At 62.9% G+C, this 18,636-nt stretch carries 21 protein-coding genes and 2 pseudogenes; 5 read left to right on the top strand and 18 right to left on the bottom strand.

Annotation, left to right across the window (positions count from 1 at the left end):
• Nucleotides 1-172: 172 nt before the first annotated feature.
• Genes E8M84_RS11775 through E8M84_RS11765 form a run of 4 tightly spaced genes read right to left on the bottom strand, consistent with a single transcriptional unit; the run spans nt 173 to nt 3,764 of the window.
• Nucleotides 173-1,276, bottom strand: a complete 1,104-nt coding sequence (locus tag E8M84_RS11775) for an SGNH/GDSL hydrolase family protein (protein ID WP_137111385.1) — start codon at nt 1,274-1,276, stop codon at nt 173-175.
• A 41-nt stretch (nt 1,277-1,317) separates the two neighbouring features.
• The gene (locus tag E8M84_RS11770; RefSeq protein ID WP_137111384.1) at nt 1,318-3,162 is read right to left on the bottom strand and encodes a carbamoyltransferase; all 1,845 of its coding nucleotides are present in this window, start codon (nt 3,160-3,162) and stop codon (nt 1,318-1,320) included.
• Nucleotide 3,163: 1 nt separating this feature from the next.
• Nucleotides 3,164-3,313, bottom strand: a complete 150-nt coding sequence (locus E8M84_RS21445) for a DUF5989 family protein (RefSeq protein ID WP_170971910.1) — start codon at nt 3,311-3,313, stop codon at nt 3,164-3,166.
• A 43-nt stretch (nt 3,314-3,356) separates the two neighbouring features.
• Nucleotides 3,357-3,764, bottom strand: coding sequence for an SxtJ family membrane protein (locus E8M84_RS11765; RefSeq protein ID WP_137111383.1), 408 nt, complete (start codon nt 3,762-3,764; stop codon nt 3,357-3,359).
• A 273-nt stretch (nt 3,765-4,037) separates the two neighbouring features.
• Here E8M84_RS11765 and E8M84_RS11760 point away from each other — a divergent pair, with 273 nt between their 5' ends.
• The 3 genes and pseudogenes from E8M84_RS11760 to E8M84_RS21940 all read left to right on the top strand — a co-directional run.
• Nucleotides 4,038-4,733: an IS6 family transposase gene (locus E8M84_RS11760; RefSeq protein WP_137111382.1), complete on the top strand. Its 696-nt coding sequence runs from the start codon at nt 4,038-4,040 to the stop codon at nt 4,731-4,733.
• Nucleotides 4,734-4,912: 179 nt separating this feature from the next.
• A pseudogene (locus E8M84_RS21945) lies at nt 4,913-5,063 on the top strand (IS5/IS1182 family transposase); the annotation flags it as partial.
• A gap of 136 nt (nt 5,064-5,199) precedes the next feature.
• A pseudogene (locus tag E8M84_RS21940) lies at nt 5,200-5,463 on the top strand (transposase); the annotation flags it as partial.
• 110 nt (nt 5,464-5,573) lie between these two features.
• Here E8M84_RS21940 and E8M84_RS11750 read toward each other — a convergent pair.
• Nucleotides 5,574-6,719 (bottom strand): alpha-D-ribose 1-methylphosphonate 5-triphosphate diphosphatase, encoded by a 1,146-nt coding sequence (locus E8M84_RS11750; RefSeq protein ID WP_137111381.1) that lies wholly within the window; start codon nt 6,717-6,719, stop codon nt 5,574-5,576.
• A 95-nt stretch (nt 6,720-6,814) separates the two neighbouring features.
• On the opposite strand from E8M84_RS11750, the gene E8M84_RS11745 reads away from it, so the two are divergent.
• Nucleotides 6,815-7,501 carry a DUF1045 domain-containing protein gene (locus tag E8M84_RS11745; protein WP_137111380.1) on the top strand — a complete coding sequence of 229 codons (687 nt, stop codon included), beginning with the start codon at nt 6,815-6,817 and terminating at the stop codon, nt 7,499-7,501.
• Here the strand turns inward: E8M84_RS11745 and phnN are convergent.
• The 8 genes from phnN to phnG are packed head-to-tail and all read right to left on the bottom strand — an operon-like array spanning nt 7,483 to nt 13,093.
• Entirely contained in the window at nt 7,483-8,022 is a 540-nt protein-coding gene (gene phnN, locus E8M84_RS11740; RefSeq protein ID WP_137111379.1) for a phosphonate metabolism protein/1,5-bisphosphokinase (PRPP-forming) PhnN, read from the bottom strand. The two genes, E8M84_RS11745 and phnN, sit on opposite strands and share 19 nt — an antisense overlap.
• Entirely contained in the window at nt 8,019-8,714 is a 696-nt protein-coding gene (phnL, locus tag E8M84_RS11735) for a phosphonate C-P lyase system protein PhnL (RefSeq protein WP_137111378.1), read from the bottom strand. The genes phnN and phnL overlap by 4 nt, the downstream gene beginning before the upstream one ends.
• Nucleotides 8,715-8,718: 4 nt before the next feature.
• Nucleotides 8,719-9,504 (bottom strand): phosphonate C-P lyase system protein PhnK, encoded by a 786-nt coding sequence (gene phnK / locus E8M84_RS11730; RefSeq protein WP_137111377.1) that lies wholly within the window; start codon nt 9,502-9,504, stop codon nt 8,719-8,721.
• Nucleotides 9,501-10,379: an alpha-D-ribose 1-methylphosphonate 5-phosphate C-P-lyase PhnJ gene (locus tag E8M84_RS11725; protein WP_137111376.1), complete on the bottom strand. Its 879-nt coding sequence runs from the start codon at nt 10,377-10,379 to the stop codon at nt 9,501-9,503. Before E8M84_RS11725 ends, phnK begins: the two co-directional genes overlap by 4 nt.
• Nucleotides 10,379-10,969, bottom strand: a complete 591-nt coding sequence (locus E8M84_RS11720) for a histidine phosphatase family protein (RefSeq protein WP_137111375.1) — start codon at nt 10,967-10,969, stop codon at nt 10,379-10,381. The genes E8M84_RS11725 and E8M84_RS11720 overlap by 1 nt, the downstream gene beginning before the upstream one ends.
• Nucleotides 10,966-12,066 (bottom strand): carbon-phosphorus lyase complex subunit PhnI, encoded by a 1,101-nt coding sequence (locus E8M84_RS11715; RefSeq protein ID WP_137111374.1) that lies wholly within the window; start codon nt 12,064-12,066, stop codon nt 10,966-10,968. The genes E8M84_RS11720 and E8M84_RS11715 overlap by 4 nt, the downstream gene beginning before the upstream one ends.
• The gene (phnH, locus tag E8M84_RS11710; RefSeq protein WP_137111373.1) at nt 12,066-12,647 is read right to left on the bottom strand and encodes a phosphonate C-P lyase system protein PhnH; all 582 of its coding nucleotides are present in this window, start codon (nt 12,645-12,647) and stop codon (nt 12,066-12,068) included. Before phnH ends, E8M84_RS11715 begins: the two co-directional genes overlap by 1 nt.
• Nucleotides 12,644-13,093, bottom strand: coding sequence for a phosphonate C-P lyase system protein PhnG (gene phnG, locus E8M84_RS11705; protein ID WP_394347411.1), 450 nt, complete (start codon nt 13,091-13,093; stop codon nt 12,644-12,646). The genes phnH and phnG overlap by 4 nt, the downstream gene beginning before the upstream one ends.
• A gap of 112 nt (nt 13,094-13,205) precedes the next feature.
• Here phnG and phnF point away from each other — a divergent pair, with 112 nt between their 5' ends.
• Nucleotides 13,206-13,919 (top strand): phosphonate metabolism transcriptional regulator PhnF, encoded by a 714-nt coding sequence (phnF, locus tag E8M84_RS11700; protein ID WP_137111371.1) that lies wholly within the window; start codon nt 13,206-13,208, stop codon nt 13,917-13,919.
• Here phnF and E8M84_RS11695 read toward each other — a convergent pair.
• From E8M84_RS11695 to phnC, 5 genes are all read right to left on the bottom strand, one after another.
• On the bottom strand, nt 13,910-14,527 hold the full coding sequence (locus tag E8M84_RS11695; RefSeq protein ID WP_137111370.1) for a chloramphenicol acetyltransferase: 618 nt from the start codon (nt 14,525-14,527) through the stop codon (nt 13,910-13,912). The genes phnF and E8M84_RS11695 overlap by 10 nt on opposite strands.
• Entirely contained in the window at nt 14,527-15,849 is a 1,323-nt protein-coding gene (phnE, locus tag E8M84_RS11690) for a phosphonate ABC transporter, permease protein PhnE (RefSeq protein WP_137111369.1), read from the bottom strand. The genes E8M84_RS11695 and phnE (E8M84_RS11690) overlap by 1 nt, the downstream gene beginning before the upstream one ends.
• A 1-nt stretch (nt 15,850) precedes the next feature.
• Complete coding sequence (gene phnE / locus E8M84_RS11685; protein ID WP_137111368.1) at nt 15,851-16,729, bottom strand: phosphonate ABC transporter, permease protein PhnE; 879 nt, start codon at nt 16,727-16,729, stop codon at nt 15,851-15,853.
• Nucleotides 16,730-16,792: 63 nt separating this feature from the next.
• On the bottom strand, nt 16,793-17,689 hold the full coding sequence (gene phnD, locus E8M84_RS11680; RefSeq protein ID WP_137111367.1) for a phosphonate ABC transporter substrate-binding protein: 897 nt from the start codon (nt 17,687-17,689) through the stop codon (nt 16,793-16,795).
• 41 nt (nt 17,690-17,730) lie between these two features.
• Entirely contained in the window at nt 17,731-18,549 is an 819-nt protein-coding gene (gene phnC / locus E8M84_RS11675; protein WP_137111366.1) for a phosphonate ABC transporter ATP-binding protein, read from the bottom strand.
• Nucleotides 18,550-18,636 lie beyond the last annotated feature (87 nt).

Here is an 18,636-nt window from a genome sequence, read left to right as displayed (position 1 = left end):
TGCCGAGCTCGCGGCACAACTGCGAGAGCGCTGCCTGCGATTGCTGTACTGCTGCTGACGGCGTGCATGGTCGTGGCGCTCCCATGACGAGCTTGTCCCATGTTGCTTACTTCGATTCCCTCGAAAGAATCGAACCATCAAGCCGTGGGATCAAACGGCTATTGCAGGAGGATTAAAAGATGCCCGCGGCAATCAATTTCTCCGAAAGGTATTTGGCTATGACTGCCGAACCAGAGGCGTTTGTGTGGATGGAGTCGTAGAAATCGCGAGTCGGGTCGAAGTCGACGTCTTCCATGAGGTCAAAGCATACCGCACCAACCGCAGTGCACTCAGCCATTATCCCGTCGGCGACCAGACGCTCAATCCGGTAGATGTCAACGCCGTTCATCGGACCAAACTGTCCGACAAGCTCGGACTCAAAACCTCCACTGACGCTTTCAACTCCGACGACGTCACCAGCGGATCGCCGCCAAGCAGCGCTTCGTTGTGTGACGAAAATTGCCTTGGCGCCGAATGCTACGGTTAGTTTGTTCAGTTCGCGTACACGCGCCCGAAGATCAACTATTGCTTGCCTAACCTCGGGTGTCTCAATTTGCCCAAGAAGTGGCTTGGTCGCGAATGGTGGCGCGTCGGCGATATTGGTGCGATTGATTGAATGGCCAAGTCCATGATCAAGATACATAGACTTAAACATGCGGTACATCTGATAGAACGCCGACTTCTCTCGGATGTATAGCTTGGCGCGCAACTTCCAGCCTTTGGCTTCGAGCGCGTCGTAACTATCTGTCTGTGCAATTCGGACCAGATCGTTGATGCCAATATAGTACAGAAAGTATCTTGTCTTAAGACCATCCACTCGATTGAACCAGGAATCGAAGTTATGAATGTGACCAAAGGTCGATTGGCCGTCGATACCTGCATTGGCAATCACGGCAGAGTGACCCGCCGCGTTGAGGAGGCGGATCAGTTCAGCCTGGTAGGTTTGACTGTCGTCGAGAAAGCGCTGATCGGTTGTACTGCCGCCAACGGTGATGATGTCGATGGCACCGATATCGCCGTTCAATCCACGAAAACCATTACTGTCGCGCGAATAGGTAGTCTCGGCAGGCTCACCGGACAACAGATTGGGACCAGTTATTACCCAATCGCGCGGCATGGTAAACTGGTGAAGCGCATGTACCTTGGAGAACCAGCTGCCAAATATTAATTCAAGGCCGATCACTAGCACCAGCAATATGCCGAAGTTAATAGCAAGAAGTCGCAGCAGGGATCTCACGTTTAAGCCTCCACTTGGCTTATGCGGTGCGTGGGGAAGATTCAGTCAAGCTCGTACTTGTTACGGTAGTCCTCCGCCAATCGGGCATCCTGCAATTCTTTGCGCAAAACCGCATTGCCGATGACAAGAAACTCGATATCAGTCCCCATGAGGCAGCGAAACGCATCTTCCGGAGTGCAGACGATGGGCTCTCCCCGTACGTTGAACGACGTGTTCACCACCATGGGGCAGCCGGTCTTTTCCTTGAACACCGAAATCAGGCGATGATACCGCGCGTTCGTGTCTGCATGCACTGTCTGAATGCGGGCAGAGTAATCTATGTGCGTAATCGATGGCACATCCGACCGTTTGACGTTCAGCTTGTCGATGCCGAAGAGAGCGCTTTCTTCTTCGGTCATCTGACGGCGCCGATCGGCCCGAACCAGATCAACCAGCAACATGTATGGGCTGTCATAGTCCAGATCGAACCAGTCGGCCATGTCCTCTCTAAGGACCGATGGTGCGAACGGGCGAAAACTCTCGCGGAACTTGACCTTGAGATTGAGGATTTTCTGCATCGTCTCTGACCGTGGGTCACCCAGGATGGACCGGGCGCCTAGGGCGCGTGGACCAAATTCCATCCGACCACTGAACCAGCCAACGGCTTTGCCGTCGACCAGCGCGGTTGCCGTCTCCTCAATCAGCGCATCTTCAGGCAGCCGTTCGAACACCGCACCCATTTTTGTAAGCCGACGTTCAATGTCATCCTGACCAAACTCGGGGCCCAAATAGGCGCCCTTCATCGCGTCACGTTGACTGGTGTCCCGTTTGCGATCATGACCCAACTCAGTGTGCCAGGCGGCATAGGCCGCGCCGACCGCTCCCCCTGCATCGCCGGCAGCCGGTTGAATCCAGATATCTTTGAAGCGCCCATCGCGCAGGATTTTGCCGTTTGCCACGCAATTCAATGCGACACCACCAGCCATGCATAGATTCGGAATACCGTATTCATCGGCAAGCGCCCGAGTCATCCGCAAAACGACCTCTTCGGTGACAGCCTGCACCGACGCGGCTATATCCATGTGAAATTGCTCCATCAAATCGCTTTCCGGCTTTCTGACTGGCATTCCGAACAAATTGGCGAACTTATCGTTTGTCATGGTCAGGCCGGTTGCATAGTTGAAATAGCTCTGGTCCAGCCGGTATGTTCCATCCGCTTTCAGATCGACAATGTTTTCAAGTATTAGATCCTTGAAGCGCGGCTCTCCGTAAGGCGCAAGGCCCATGACCTTGTATTCGCCACTGTTGACCTTGAAACCAGCGTAGTATGTGAACGCGGAATACAACAGGCCCAGCGAGTGCGGGAAGTGAAGCTCCTTGACAATCTTTAGATCGCGTCCCTTGCCAATGGCGACTGTCGTCGTTGCCCATTCACCGACGCCGTCCAACGTCAGGACGACAGCCTCGTCAAACGGTGATGGGAAATAGGCACTTGCTGCATGACTGAAATGGTGCTCAGCGAAAAGTAGTTTGTCTCTCCCCTTGAAACCTTTTTCAATCTTGCGCAGTTCCTTTAGCATCAAGTCCTTCTGGAACAGCTTCTCCCGCACCCAAATCGGAATTGCAGTCCTGAAAGATTGAAACCCACGGGGTGCATTTGCGACGTAGGTTTCAAGAAGTCGCTCGAACTTGAGGAACGGTTTGTCGTAGAAGGCAAAATGATCGATATCCCCCAGAGACAGATTTCCTGCCTCCAGCACATAGTCAATAGCATTGCGCGGGAAACGGGCATCGTGCTTCTTGCGCGTAAACCGCTCTTCCTGCGCGGCTGCCACCAGTTCGCCATCTACAAGCAATGCTGCCGCACTGTCGTGATAATAGGCGGAAAGGCCGATGACGGCGCTCATTCTAGAACAACGTGTAAACGAACGGCGCCACTGCGGAACCTTGGGTCAGCACAATCAGACCACCAAGAAGCACCAGCATGACTAGAATCGGCAATAGCCAGAACTTCTTGCGGGTCCGCATGAAATCATAAAGTTCAGCAAGGAAGTACATTCAGCACCTTCATGTTGTATCATCGTTATTGGCCACTTTGGGCCTAGAATTGTTTCCGCATCGAGCTTTCCGGCGTGGGTTCAACCTTGATCCAGTATGATTTCGCATCCTTGTCGATCTGTTGGCTCAGTAGGTCCCGACCACGGGCGCGCATGACCCATGCGGTTGGAGTAACTGTACCAAAGAAGATGATTCCCATCACAATTGGTGAAATGATCTTACTAAGTAACATTCCGAAATGAAACCAAAGCCGGTTCAGTGGATCCAGCACGGATGGTCGCGCGAGGGCCAAGCCGCCGAATACCGCACACACAACCAATGCCCAGATGCGCGGTGCATTGCCGTGCCAAAAAGGGAAAAGCGCAACGATGGCGAATACAACAGCGAACACGATTCCGAAAGAACGGGGCGATCCAATTTCAACTTCGGTGTGATCGTCGTTCTCTGCCATTATTCAACCCTAAATTGCATTACTTCCGTGAGTTTCTTCTTTTTTCAATTGTCAACTTTCCGTGGACAATTGCTTCGTCGGCATCAGTGACTTCATAGTCCTCGAATATCACTGCATGACGCAAGATTGGCAGATCATGTGATCAAATCAAGTTTTTTTTCGTCTAGGCATTCGGAGCAATGGGGGTGGTCGCGTCAGCCGGAACTGTCAGAGGGGTGTTGTCAGAGGAACTTCGCCTTGTGGCGGGACCGGGTGGCAAGCTAGCCTACGGAGATGACCGAACGCTCCCCTTTCCGGTACTTCAAGACGAGCCCTGAGATCATCCGCATGGCGGTGATGCTCTACATCCGCTTCCCGCTGTCGCTGCGGAACGTCGAGGATCTCCTCCATGAGCGTGGCATCGAGATCAGCCATGAGAGGATGCGGTACTTGTGGAACAGATTGGGTCCGATTTTCGCCGCCGAGATCCGCGGCAAGCGTGTCGAAGCAATGCGTGCGCATCGCCACTGGAGGTGGCACTTGGACGAGGTCTACGTGAGGATCAACGGGGTGACACACTACCTCTGGCGCGCGGTCGATCATGAAGGCGAGGTGCTGGAAAGCATCGCCACCAAGACTCGCGATCGCAAGGCAGCCCTTAGATTCTTGAAGAAAGCGATGAAGAGGCACGTTCGGCCGGAGATCATCGTGACGGATCGGTTGAGGTCCTATGGCGCAGCTCCGAAGGACCTGGGCCGCGGTGATGACCGCGAGATGGGGCGCTGGCTCAACAACAGGGCCGAGAACTCGCACCTGCCCTTCCGACGACGCGAGCGGGCCATGTTGCGGTTCCGGCGCATGCGAACGTTGCAGAAGTTCGCCTCAGTCCACAACCACTTTCCGACGGAGCGCCACCTCCAAGATCGCAACGCCTACAAGCAGACCCGCGCCGCCGCTCTCGCCGAGTGGCGCGGCCTTCTCGCTGCCTGACCCGACGGTGGGATTCGGGTAATGGAGACTGGTTCGCATTCGTCTGACAGCACCGCCACCCATTTCTCCAAGCCGCTAATTTTCATGTCTATTTGAGTGGGCTTTCTAGACTCAGGACCCATCAATCGGCTTTAGGCTGCCCGTTCTGCGTGAGTCAAGCTCCCAATCTTGCGGGGGTGGTGACGAGCAGCCTTCTCTGGCTTGCTGGCGAGCATTTGGCACGGTTGACGCCGTTCTTTCCGATAAGCCTTGGCAAGCCATGTGTCGATGACCGGCGGGTCCTGAGCGGTATAACCTTCATCAAATCGCAATGGGTTGAGGTGGTGCGATGGTCAAGGGTGAACCTGCCATCTGTTCGAAGGCCAGCCCGAACCGTGAGTATGGCCCGCCCAAGACGCGTTATGCAGGATCGCGGACCGGGGTCCTCCAGCCGGTGAGCGCCACCGGTTCGAGCGAACCGGCGAAGGCCAGCTGGTTCCGGGAAGCTTTGAAAGACAAGGGGATACGAGCCTGCATCCCTGGTCGGACGTCGCGCGGCAAAGCTGTCCGCTACGACAAGCGCCGCTATCGCCGCCGAAACCGGATCGAGATCATGTTCGGTCGCCCGAAAGACTGGCGCCGTGTCGCAACCCGCTACGACAGATGCGGCAAGACCGTCCTGTCCACCGTCGCACTCGCCGAAACGGTCGTGTTCTGGCTTTCAAGATCAATGAGTCTGGACCCTAGCTGACCTTAAAAGGTGATCCATATAATCCGAGATCAACCATAAGAACGCTACGGGCGGAATTCAGACATTGGATTGTAAGGGATGGCCAACGGGCAGGTTCTAGAAACACCGCCCTACGCCACCCGCTGCCCCTGAACCCAGACGCCGCGTAAGGCTCCTGCAGTCCCGATCCTTGCGACCCGGACCAGGTCTGCGCGTGCTTTAAGCGCGATCTTTCCTCTGTCGGAAAGCCCCACGGCATCGGCTGGAGCCCTGGTGACTGCAGCAATCCCGCGCGAGATGTCGCCCCATAGGTCGCCCAACATCAGCGCCGCCGAGAGGAGCGACGACGGCACATAGTCGGACGACACGATGTCCAGCAGATCGGCCTCGGCAAGGTCCGAAGCGGCGACATTGCCGGAATGGCTGCCGCCCCGGATCAGGTTGGGCGCCCCCATCATCACCTTGATGCCATGGGTGTTGCAGGCCCGTGCCGCTTCGATCGTGGTGGGGAATTCGGCGAAATGCGCGCCATGTTCTGCCGAACGGGCGACATGGCTGGTCTCGGTATCATCATGGCTGGCAAGCACCGCGCCATAGCGGCGGGCGGCGGCGACGGCGGCGGCCTCGTGCGCTGCGCCCAGCCGGGCCTTCAGGTCCAGCTGGCGGGCGACATGGGCGTCCCAGTCGGCGTCCGAAATGCCATGCTTGCCGATGTAGTAGTCCTTGAGCTTGGACATGTCGCGGAACTGCCGGGCGCCCGGCGTGTGGTCCATCAGGCTGACGATGCCGATGCGGTCCTCGGGGCCGAACTTTGCCAACTCGTCGATCAGCGTCTCGGAACAGACCTCGGCGCGCAGGTGCAGGAAATGGCTGATCTTCAGCGCCCCCTCGGACCGCAGGTCCAGGATTTCGTCTGCCAGCGCCCGGGCATATTCGCCATAGTTGGCCTTGGAGTTCGACACGACGGAGCCAACCCGCAGGGCGTCGAAGACGGTGGTGATCCCGACTGAGGCAAGCTCGGCGTCATGGGCGATGATCGCGGCGGCATGGGGCCAGTTCACCTTGGGGCGCGGCTCGATATGGCGTTCCAGGTTGTCGGTGTGCAGCTCGATCAGGCCGGGCATCACCAGGTCGCCGCCGCAGTCGATGGCACCCGCCGGGACCGAAGTGCCTTCGGTGATATCGCTGATCTGGCCATCCTTCAGCCGCACCTGGCCGCGCAGGGTTTCGGTCGGCAGGACCAGGGTGGCATTGGCTAGGATCGTTTCGGTCGTCATCTCATGCTCTCTTGTCTTGCGGTCCGCGGGTGGCTGGCGTCTGGTGACACGGTCCCGTCACATGGATGTGACAGAGCCCCGCTACCCCGCCGAGCATGGACCAGATGAATCGCTACGCCGTCTACTATGCGCCGCGCCCGGGGCAGTTTGCCGATCTCACGTCCCAGTGGCTGGGCTGGGATGCCGCCAAAGGGCAGGCACTGGCGCAACCTTTGGTTCCTGGCATCGCCGATGCGGCAGGCATCACGGTGGACCCGCGCCGCTATGGCTTTCACGGCACGATCCGCGCGCCGTTCCGGCTGGCGGAAGGGGTGGACGAAGCCGAGGTCCGGAGCAATGTTGCAGAGCTTGCGGCCAGTCTGGCGCCGGTGATCTGCAAGGGGCTGGTGCTGGAGAACCTGCACGGGTTCCTGGCCCTGACACCGCAGGGTTGCGAGGCGGCGCTGCTGGAGCTTGCGGCGCAGGTCGTCGAAGGGACCAACGCCTTGCGTGCGCCCTTGACCGGGGCAGAAATCGCGCGTCGTCGGCCGGAAAGCCTGTCGCCCCGCCAGCGCGACCTTCTGGACCGCTGGGGCTATCCCTTCGTGATGGAGGAGTTCCGCTTCCATCTGACGCTGACCGACGGGCTTCCGATTGCCGACGCGGGGCCGGTGGCAGAGGCGTTGCAGGCGCATTTCGCGCCGGTTCTGCCGCAGCCCTTTGTGATCGAGGACCTGTGCCTGTTCGGCGAGGATACGGCGGGTCGGTTCCATCTTCTGCACCGCTATGCGCTGACCGGCTGAAGCGCGGACAGAAGACGCGCGACGCCGATTGCGGGGCTGGCATCGTTCACAACCGTCTGGAAGGCGATCCCAACGGGCATCTCGAAGGCTGCGCGCGTCAGGCGGGCGCGGATGTCTTCGGCGCTTTCGCGGCCACGGGCGGCAAGGCGGGCGGCCAGGACGATGTCCGGGGCTGTGACAAGGATCACGCGGAGGCTGGGGAAGACTTTGGCCGCCAGGGGCAGGGCGGCGCGGCTGCCGTTGAAGAGGACGGGCCCGGGGCTGGTGACCTGGTCCTTCGGGATGCCGTAGGACAGGCCATGGGCCTGCCAGGTCAGGGCAAAGTCGCCCTGCGCCTGGCGCAAGGCGAACTCGGCTGTCGTGACGCCGTCGAAGTCCTCGCCACCAGCCTCGGTCGGGCGGGTGATGACCCGGCGGACGAGGCGGAGGTCGGGCCGTGCCATCACGGCACCCGCGATCAGGGTGTCCTTGCCGGCGCCCGATGGTCCGACAATGGCAAAGACCTGGGGCGCAGGGATCATGCCGCTGCGCCGGGGATCAGGCGGGGCGTGAAGCCGGTCACATCGACCAGCCGGTCGCAGACGCGGGTGCGGGCGGCTTCGTCGTGGAAAATGCCAAGGATCGCCGCGCCGCGCGTCTTGGCTTCCTCGATCAGCGACAAGACCACTTCGCGGTTGGCGGCATCAAGGCTGGCGGTGGGTTCGTCCAGAAGGAGGACAGGATAGGCATGGGCAAAGCCGCGCGCGATGTTCACCCGCTGCTGCTCGCCGCCCGAGAAGGTGGTGGGCGAGAGGGTCCAAAGGCGTTCGGGGATGTTGAGGCGGGTCAGAAGGCTGGCCGCCCGGGCACGCGCCTGATCCGGCGGGGTGCCGAGACTGAGAAGGGGATCCGCCACCACGTCCAGTGTCGGCACGCGAGGCACGACGCGCAGGAACTGGCTGACATAGCCCAAGGTCTCGCGCCGAAGCCGGATGATCTCGCGCGGGGTGGCCGTGGCCACGTCGAGCCCGCCCACCGTCAGCCGGCCCTCGGCGGCAAGGTAGTTGCCATAGACCATCCGCATCAGCGTGGATTTTCCCGCGCCGGATTGTCCGGTCAGCCCGACACATTCGCCCGGAGCGACGGTCAGGGACGCCCCGGCCATGACCGGGATCACCGCGCCGCCCTGATTGTGCAGGGTAAAGCTTTTGGACAGGTTTTCGATCCGGATCATGGGGTTACACCTGCAGGACGGACGAGACGAGAAGTTGGGTATAGGCGTGCTGCGGGTCGTCCAGCACCTGGTCGGTCAGGCCCTGTTCCACAACGCGGCCCGATTTCATAACCATCAGCCTGTGGGCGAGGAGGCGGACCACGGCCAGGTCATGGGTCACGATGATGACCGACAGGCCAAGGTCGCGTACCAGTCCGCGCAAGAGGTCCAGAAGCCGGGCCTGCACGCTGACGTCGAGGCCGCCGGTCGGTTCGTCCATGAAGACGAGGCGGGGCGAGGTCACCAGATTGCGGGCGATCTGCAGGCGCTGCTGCATGCCGCCGGAAAACGCCGAGGGGCGGTCGTCGATCCGGTCGCAGCTGATTTCGACCCGGCCCAGCCAGTCGGAGGCCTTGCCGCGGATCTCGCCATAGTGCCGGGCGCCGACAGCCATCAGCCGTTCGCCCACGTTGCCGCCCGCGCTGACGCCCATCCGCAAGCCGTCGCGGGGGTTCTGGTGGACATAGGCCCAGTCGGTGCGGGACAGGCGGCGGCGGTCGGTCTCGGACATCGCCAACACATCTCGGCCGTCGTAGGCGATGCGGCCGAGGTCCGGGCGTTGATGGCCGGCGAGGCAAGAGAGCAGCGTGGACTTTCCCGATCCGCTTTCGCCGACGATCCCCAGCACCTCGCCGGGGTAGAGGTCGAAGGACACGTCCGCGCAGCCGATCCGGGAACCATAGCGTTTCGTAAGCCCATCGACCTTCAGCAGCGGTTCGTCGGTCGCCACGATCCTTTCAAGCACGGTCATTCCGCAGCCTCCGGTTCGGGCGCCCAAAGGCGCCCCTTCATGCCCCGTGCCCGCCTGCCTTCGCAGAAATCGGTGTCAGAACAGACGAACATCCGCCCGCCCTGGTCGTCGGTGATGACCTCGTCCAGATAGCTGTGGCTGGACCCGCAGAGGTCGCAATCATGCGGGGCTTTCGAGGCGTGGAACGAGTGGTCGTCGAAGTCGAGGCTGACGACCTCGGTCCAGGGCGGCACGGCATAGATGCGCTGCTCGCGCCCCGCGCCGAACAGCTGGATCGCCGGGTTGCCCGAAAGCTTGGGGTTGTCGAACTTGGGGATGGGCGAGGGGTCCATCACATAGCGGCTCTCGACCTTCACCGGATAGGCGTAGGAGGTCGCGATCTGGCCGTGGCGGGCGATGTCCTCGTACAGCTTCACATGCATGAGGCCGTATTCCTCCAGCTCGTGCATTTTCCGCGTCTCGGTCTCGCGCGGTTCAAGGAAGCGCAGGGGTTCGGGGATCGGGACCTGGTAGACGAGGATCTGGCCCGGCTTCAGTGGGGTTTCCGGGATGCGGTGGCGGGTCTGGATCACCGTCGCCTCGGTCGTGTGTTCGGTCACAGCCACCCCTGCCGTGCGGGCAAAGAACTTGCGGATCGAGACGGCATTGGTGGTGTCGTCGGCGCCCTGGTCGATGACCTTCAGCCGGTCCTCGGGGACCAGACAGGCCGCCATCACCTGCACACCGCCGGTGCCCCACCCATAGGGCATCGGCATCTCGCGGCTGGCGAAGGGGACCTGGTAGCCCGGCACGGCGATGCCCTTCAGGATCGCGCGGCGGATCATCCGCTTGGTCTGTTCGTCGAGATAGGCGAAGTTGTAAGCCTGATCGGTCATCAGATCGTCCTCCAGTCCGCGTCCGTTGTCCAGTCCGGCAAGTGGATGACGAAATAGTTGCCACCACCGGCCGGCTGGTCCTCGGACCGGTCAATCGGGCGCCCAAGGCATGCGCAGCGCAGAAGCGTACCGACAGCACCGTGGGAGACGATCAGGATATCGCCCCCGCTCTGGTCCAGTTCGGCGATCGTCCGCACCGCGGCCACGACCCGGGCCTGCGCCGCGCGGGCACTTTCCCAGCCTTGCACCTGTTGGTCGGGGTTTGCGAAGAAGGCATCCGCCATCGCCTCGAACTCAGGCGGGGGGAGATAGCCGGTGGCAGAACGGTCGTTCTCGGCCAGTGCGGTCACGATCCTGGGCGTCAGCCTCAGATGGGCAGCATGGATTTCGGCCCCGTCCCTCGCCTTGCGTTCGTCGCTGCAGTAGACCGAAGCGACCCCGCGCAGCACGGGATCGCGGGAGAACGCCTCATGCCGCGACCGCCCGAGTGTGTTCAGCGGCCAGTCCGGCACTGGTCGGTGCGGGTCGATCTCGACCTGCGCATGGGTGACGAACACCAATCGTCGGGACGACTGCGCGACAGAAGTCATTCCGCCGCCTCCTGCATCGCCATCGCTTCGGAGCGCAGCTTGCGGACCAGTTCCAGCTCGGCCTGGAAGTCGACGTAGTGCGGCAGCTTGATGTGTTCGAGGAAGCCGGTGGCCTGGATGTTGTCGGCGTGCATCAGGACGAATTCCTCATCCTGCGCGGGGGCGCCGGTGAAATCCTCGCCCAACTCTTTCCAGCGCAGGGCACGGTCGACGAGGCTCATCGAGATCGCCTTGCGTTCGGACTGGCCCATCACAAGGCCATAGCCGCGGGTGAATTGCGGCGGCTCAGTGCGGCTGCCCTTGAACTGGTTGACGGTTTCACATTCGGTCAGCTCGATCTCGCCGATCTCGACCGCAAAGCCCAGTTCGGGGATGTCCACCTCGACTGCGACGGTGCCGATGCGCAATTCGCCGACGAAGGCGTGGGTCCGGCCATAGCCGCGCTGGGTGGAATAAGCCATCGACAGGACAAAACCCTCATCCCCCCGGGTCAGGGCCTGAAGGCGCAAAGCCCGGTCGGCGGGCAGTTCCATCGGCTCGCGCGACAGGTCGGGGGGCGTGGCGTCGGACGGATCGGCGGTCTCGATCAACCCATCGCGGTTGAGGAAGCTGGTGACATGGGGGACGCGTGCCTGCCCCTCGCTCCGACCCTTTTCCTCGGGGGGAGAGGGGGTGTCTGACGGCTCGCCCTCGGCCATCAGTGCGAAGTCAAGAAGGCGATGGGTGTAGTCGAAGGTCGGCCCCAGGACCTGGCCGCCGGGAAGGTCCTTGAAGGTTGCCGAAATGCGCCGGTCCACCGCCATCGCGCCGGTATCCACGGGGTACGAGGCCGCAAGGCGCGGCAGCGTGGTGCGGTAGGCGCGGATCAGGAACACCGCCTCGATCAGGTCGCCGCGGGCTTGCTTGATCGCAAGGGCAGCAAGGTCGGGGTCGAAAAGCGAGCCCTCGGCCATCACCCGGTTCACGGCAAGCTTCATCTGCTCGCGGATCTGCGGGATGGTCAGTTCGGGGACCGACGGGTCACCCCGCCGCTCCTCGGCCAGCCACTGGTGCGCGTTGTCGATGGCGCGTTCGCCACCCTTGACGGCCACATACATCAGATCGCCTCCACGCGGGTAGACCGGGGCAGGCCGGCGATGCGGTCGCCGGCAGTGAAAATCGTGTCGAAGCCCAGCGGGAACCGGGCCCGGTTGGCGCGGAAGGCCGCGGTTTCGGGCAGGTTGAGCCAAGTCGCGGTTTCGATCCCGGGGCCGGTCAGGCTGGGACCGTGGTTCGTCAGTCGGTCGCATTCGACGATCAAGGTGGCCGAGCGGTCGGGATAGTCTGGCTGGCCGATGCGGAAGCGGCTGACGGGCTGCAGATCCTCCCACCGGCCAAGCGCGAATGCCGCGCCCTCGGCACCGACCAGCGGCGCGCCGATATGGAAGGCCACCCAGTCGCGCAAGGCGGGGCGGTCGATCGAGCCCGCCAGATGCAGGGGCGTGGTGCCGTCGCAGAGCGTCAGCAGGACGACCCCGGCGGCCACCGACAGGGGGGCTGGGGGCAGGGCGCCGGACACCCGGCGGATCGTGCCGGGACGGGCCATCGCCTCCAGCACGTCGCGGAAGGCGCGGGCGGACTGGACGGGGGCCTCGGTGAAGCCGCCTTCAAGCGCGTCATTCTGACGGGGCGCGTTCATTTGTCCTCTCCCCGGACCATGGTGAAGAAGTCGACCTTGGTGCCTGCTGCCTTGGCGGCGCGGGCCTCCCGGTGGGACCGGGCTTCGGACTCCAGCGGGTACAGGACCTGCGCGGTCAGGTCATTGGCGCGGTCGGTCTGCATCAATGCATCCACCGCCGCCGCCCGCAACGCATGGGCCTTGTCGCGGCCCTGCACCCAGGCGTGACCCACCTCTCCCGTCGCAAGCCGGACCGAGGCCCGGGTGACCGTCATCTCGCCCAGGTTGAAGGGCGCGCCCGTGCTGCCGACCCGGCCGCGGACCATGACCGCGCCGATCTCGGGCTGGCGGAGGACATGGTGGGGCGGCAAGTCGGGGAACAGCGCCGCGAGCCGGGCAGGGGCGGCCTTGGCCAGCGTTGCCATCCATGTCTTCCGCGTGAGGGGCGAGGCGTCGGTCATCTGCATCTCGACAGGTTGAGGGGGTTGTCTAATGTACTAGACAACTATACAAATCATACCTGACGGGCGGCCCTTGGCCAACCGGAGAGTTGTGAATTTTTCGTGACAGGAGAAATGCTTGGCGAAAGATGCCCTTTGGTCGGCGATTGCCGCGACCCTGACCCGTGAATTCGGGGCGGGACATTACCGCCCGGGCGACAAGCTGCCCACCGAGGCCGAGCTTGCCGCGCGGTTCGGGGTGAACCGCCATACCGTGCGCCATGCGCTGGCGGCGCTGGCCGAGCAGGGGCTGGTCCATTCCCGGCGGGGCGCAGGGGTCTTCGTGGTGCTGCGGCCGACGGATTATCCGCTGGGCAGGCGGGTGCGGTTCCACCAGAACGTGCTGGCGGCGGGCCAGACGCCCTCGCGCCGGATCAGCCGGGGCGAGACGCGGGCCAGCGATGCCGAGGAGGCGCGCGCACTGCGGCTCAAGCCGGGGGACGCGGTGCATGTGGTCGAAGGTGTCTCGCTGGCCGACAGTCAGCCCATTGCGGCTTTCCGCTCGGTGTTTCCGGCGGCGCGGTTTCCGGGCCTTCTCGACAGGGTGCGCGAGATGGGGTCGATCACCCGGGCGCTTTCTGCGGAGGGGCTGGCCGACTACACCCGGGCCGAGACGCGGATGACGGCGCAGCTGGCCGACCCGGTCCTCGCCGTGGCGTTGACAGTGCGGCCCGGCGCGCCGGTGCTGCGGACAGTGGCGGTGAACGTGGACCCCAAGGGCGTGCCGGTGGAACTGGGGACGACCTGGTTCGCGGGAGAGCGGGTGACGCTGACGGTGGCCGATCAGCCGTGATACTTTTCCAGGAACGCTTCGGCCTTCAGGCTGCGGAAGTCCGTCAGCGCGGCGCGCAGGCGGTCATGCGGCCAGTCCCACCAGGCGAGCGCCATCAGCCGGTCGGCGATGCCGGGGGCAAAGCGGGGGCGCAGTGGCTGGGCGGGCAGACCGGCCACGATCATGTAGGGGGCCACGTCCTTGGTCACGACGGCACCCGAGGCGATGACCGCGCCCGCTCCGATGGTGACCTCGGGCTTGACGATCACCCCGTGGCCCAGCCAGGTGTCCGGCCCGATCACCGTCCGGCGGCTGGCGCGGTGGGCCATGAAGTCCGCATCGTCGGTCACGTCGTCCCAGTAGTAGGCCGAGCGATAGAGGAAGTGGTGCAGGCTGGCGTGATCCATCGGATGATCCGTCGGCCCGATCCGCGTCATCGCGGCGATATTGGCGAACTTGCCGACGGTCGTGTTGGCGATGTCGGACAGGCGGTCGCAATAGGCGTAGTCCTGAAAGGTCGAGTTCAGCACACGGCTGCCTTCGCCGACTTCGCAGTAGGCACCGAAGGTGGAGTTGACGATCTGGCAGCCGGGATGGACGAAGGGTGCGTCGGGCGAAAGTTTCGGCATCAGTTGCCCTTGATCAGCTTGCGCCGGAGCCAGCCCGAAAGGCTGTCCATCAGCATGACCATCAGGACTATCAGGACCATGTAGTAGGCCACTTCCTCCCAGTCCTTCTGGGTGATGATCGCCTGCGTCAGGAGCAGGCCGATGCCGCCGCCGACGATGGCACCGATCACGGTGGCGCTGCGGGTGTTGGATTCGAGGTAGTAAAGCACCTGGGACAGAAGGACCGGAGTGATCTGCGGGATGACGCCAAAGCGGGCGCGCTGGAGGCTGTTTGCGCCGGTCGACTGGATGCCCTCGACCTGCTTCTCGTCGATGTTTTCCAAGGCTTCCGAGAAGGTCTTGCCGAAGGTGCCTGCATCGGTGATGGCGATGGCGATGGCCCCGGTCATCGGACCCGGCCCGAAGGCGCGGCTGAGGATGATGGTCCAGATCAGCCCGTCCACCCCGCGGATGAAGTCGAAGAACCGGCGCACGGCAAAGCGCAGGGGACCCAGGGGCATGAAGTTCCGCGCGGCAAGGAAGCCCAGAGGCAAGGCGACAAGGGCGGCAGTCATGGTGCCAAGGAAGGCCATCAGGATCGTCTCGAAGATCGCCCAGGCCACGTCGCCATGCCGCCACATCTTGTTGGTCCAGAATTCGCTGACCATGTAGCCGAAGTTGGTTCGGTCGGGGTCGATCCGGTCAGCCGTCGTGGCAAGGCCGATCAACTCGCCGAAGCCCTTGCCGTAGAACGGACTGTCGAGCGTGAAGAACCAGAGCTCCCAGCCGGGTTCGTACTTGAAGGTCTCGACCTTGGAGCGCGAGTAGTTGAAACGGCCCGCGTCGGTGGTGACGGAGACCTTGTTCTCGGACACAGAAATCCAGTCGGGAATGGGTTCCGGGGCGGTCAGGACCGGCTTGCCGCCTTCGGGGCGGATGTCGATGGTGCCGTAGTCCGGCACGACATAGCGCGCGCCCTGGTCGTCGTAGGTCACAATGTGGCCTTGGCCAAGGTCGATGGTGGTCGTCGTGCCCGCGATGGTCACCCAGTCGGGCAGCATGCCGTCGGGATAGGTGCCCTTGGTCTCACCCTCGATCGCGACCTCGATGCCACCTGTGCGGTTGTCGCGGGTGACGTGGGTCTTGTGCGTCCAGAAGTCGGACAGAAGGATCGCAGCATTGTCGAAGCGGGCGCGCTGGGCGAGGCCTGCGAGGTCGAAACTGATCGCGGCGTAGACGAGGTAGGCCAGGATCGCCGCCGGGATCGCGAAGGCCAAGCGGCGCTTGCGCGTGAAGCTTGCTGTGACGGTATCGGCAAGCGTGGGAGAGAGTAGTGCGGTCATCTCAGTGCCCCTTCACCAGCTTCTGACGGTAGCGGTCGGAGATCTGGTCGATCACCACGATGGTCACGAACAGCAGCGCGAATATCGCGACGACCTCGTCATAGCGGCCCTGGCCCCATTGCATCGCGAGCTTCAGGTCATGGCCGATGCCGCCTTCGCCGACGAAACCCAGAATCGCACTGGCGCGCACGTTGATCTCGAAGCGGAGGAGCGCGTAGGACAGCCAGTTGGGTGCCACCTGCGGGATCACCCCCAGCCACATGCGCTGCGACCAGTTAGCGCCGACGGACTGCAGGCCCTCGATGGGTTTGAGGTCGGCGTTCTCGGCCACTTCCGAGAAAAGCTTGCCAAGGGCGCCGCCGGTGTGAAGCGCGATGGCGATGACGGCGGGAACCGGGCCGCCGCCAAGGATGTAGATCAGCACCAGCGCGATGACGATTTCGGGGATCGCGCGCAGGGCGTCCATCGTGCGGCGGAAGACGGGGATGAGGCGGGGCCAGCGGGCGAGGCCGCGGGTGGCCAGCAGCGACAGCGACATCGCGGCCAGCGCGCCGATCAGCGTGGCGACGGCGGCGATGTTCAGCGTCTCGATCAGGGCGGGGATATGGGCGACGAAGATGCCGGGAAGATTGGCCAGCTTCTGCCAGGCTTCCGCGAAGACTTCGGACGGGAAGTCGAAGACCTGGTGCAGGCCTTCCAGGAAACCGCCGGCGTTGCGATGCTCGGCCAGGTTCCAGCCTGACGCCATCAGGGCAACGAAAATGACCAGAAGGATGCCACCATACATCCGCTTGCGGCGGACCATGTCGAGATAGGCTTCGTTGCGGTTGGACAGGTCGGGGCGCTGGCCCTGTTCTGGTCCGAAGGCGATATCGACCATGGGATCATCCGGATATGAAAAGGCCGGACCCCGGGGAGCGCGGGGTCCGGCCGGTCAGAAGGCTTACATGCCTTCCTGAAGCTTGCGGGCAGCCAGGATGCCGAGGTAGTCCTCGTGCTTGACCGGGACGAAGTCCTTGGCCTCACCGGCGGCGACGTTGTAGGCGCACTCCGGGTCGGTTTCCCACATCGTGTCCATCATCGCGTAGACCTTGTCCTTGACGTCCTGCGGCAGGGCCTTCCGGACGACCAGCGGGCCTTCGGGGATCAGGGTCGAGCGCCAGATTTCGACGAGGGTCGACATGTCGACGAGGCCAGCGTCTGCCGCCTTGCGGAACGCGCCCGAGCCGTAGCCGTCTTCCCAGTTGCCCAGGCCGTCAGCCCATGCCACGCCTGCCTCGAAGTCACCGTTGGCTACGCCGACGATGGTCTGCTCATGGCCGCCGGACATCTTCACTTCGCTGAAATAGCTTTTCAGGTCTCCATATTTTGTGGTCAGTTCGGCGGCGGGAACCAGGTAGCCCGAGGTCGAGTTCGGGTCGGCGAAGGCGAAGGATTTGCCCTTGGCGTCGTCCATCGTCTTGATGCCCGAGTCGGCCTTGGCGAAGCCGATGGAATAGTAACCGGTGGTGCCATCGACATTCTGTTTGGTCAGCATCACGTCAACCGCTTCCGGGTCGGTCAGGTAGACCTTGGCGTAGGCCGAAGCGCCGAGCCAGGCATAGTCCAGCGAGCCGCCGAGCAGGCCCTGGATCACGCCGTCATAGTCGGCGGGGGTGAAGAGCTTGACCGGAACGCCAAGCTCGGCCTCCATCTTGACGCGCAGGCATTCGGTCGAAGCCATGCGGTCCTGGGCGTTTTCGCCGCCAAGGATGCCGATGTTGAATTCGGTGATCTCTTGCGCGAAGGCCGAGGTGGCCATCACGGCGGTCAGTGCGGTTGCAGTCAGCAGCTTTTGCATGGGAACTCCATGAGGTTGAGGCCCGTAGCCCGGGCCGGGGGTCACGACAGCATGAGATCCGCGTAGGTGCGGTCGGCCGTGGTGTCGGCAGGGATCGAGGTCGACGTCGCGGCCTCGTTGAAGCTTTCGTCGGCGCCGTAGATGTCGCGGGCGGTGCCGGTCGACAGCTGGTCGGGGGTGCCGTCAAAGACGATGCGGCCGTCGCGCATGCCGATCACCCGGTCGCAGTAGCGCCGTGCGGTGTCGAGCGTGTGGAGGTTGGCGATGACCATGCGGCCGTCTTCCACGTTGATGCGCTTCAAGGTGTCCATGACGACCTGGGCGTTCATCGGGTCGAGGCTGGCGATGGGTTCGTCGGCGAGGATGATCTTCGGGTCCTGCATCAGCGCCCGGGCGATGGCGACGCGCTGCTGCTGGCCGCCCGAAAGCGCCTCGGCCCGCTTGGTGGCCTGTTCGGAAATGCCAAGCCGATCAAGGATTTCCAGCGCCTTCAGGATGTCGGTCTGGGTCCAGAGATTGAACATGGTCTGCAGGGTGGAGCGGCGGTTCAGGATGCCGTGGAGGACGTTCGAGGCGACATCCATCCGGGGCACCAGGTTGAACTGCTGGAAGATCATCGCGCATTGCGATTGCCAGGCCCGCGCCTCGGCTCCCTTGAGGGCGAGAACGTTGCGCCCATCTACGCGTATCTCGCCCGAGGTTGCGTCGAGAAGCCGGTTCATCATGCGCAGAAAGGTCGATTTCCCCGCGCCAGAGCGACCGATGATGCCGACGAAGGCCGGGCGGTCGACGTGGAAGCTGATGTTGTCGACGGCGGCCTTCTGGCCGAACATCCGCGTCACGCCTTGTACGTCCAGCATCGATACGTCCCTCGCCTTCGGTTTCTGGGGCGAGTCCTACGGACGGGTTGTGACAGGTTGTCGAAGGCTGCGTGAAGCTTGTGTAAC

This window comes from Rhodobacter sp. SY28-1, assembly GCF_005222785.1.
In the GTDB taxonomy this organism is placed as follows: domain Bacteria; phylum Pseudomonadota; class Alphaproteobacteria; order Rhodobacterales; family Rhodobacteraceae; genus Tabrizicola.
This window is presented reverse-complemented; position numbering and strand designations above follow the sequence as displayed.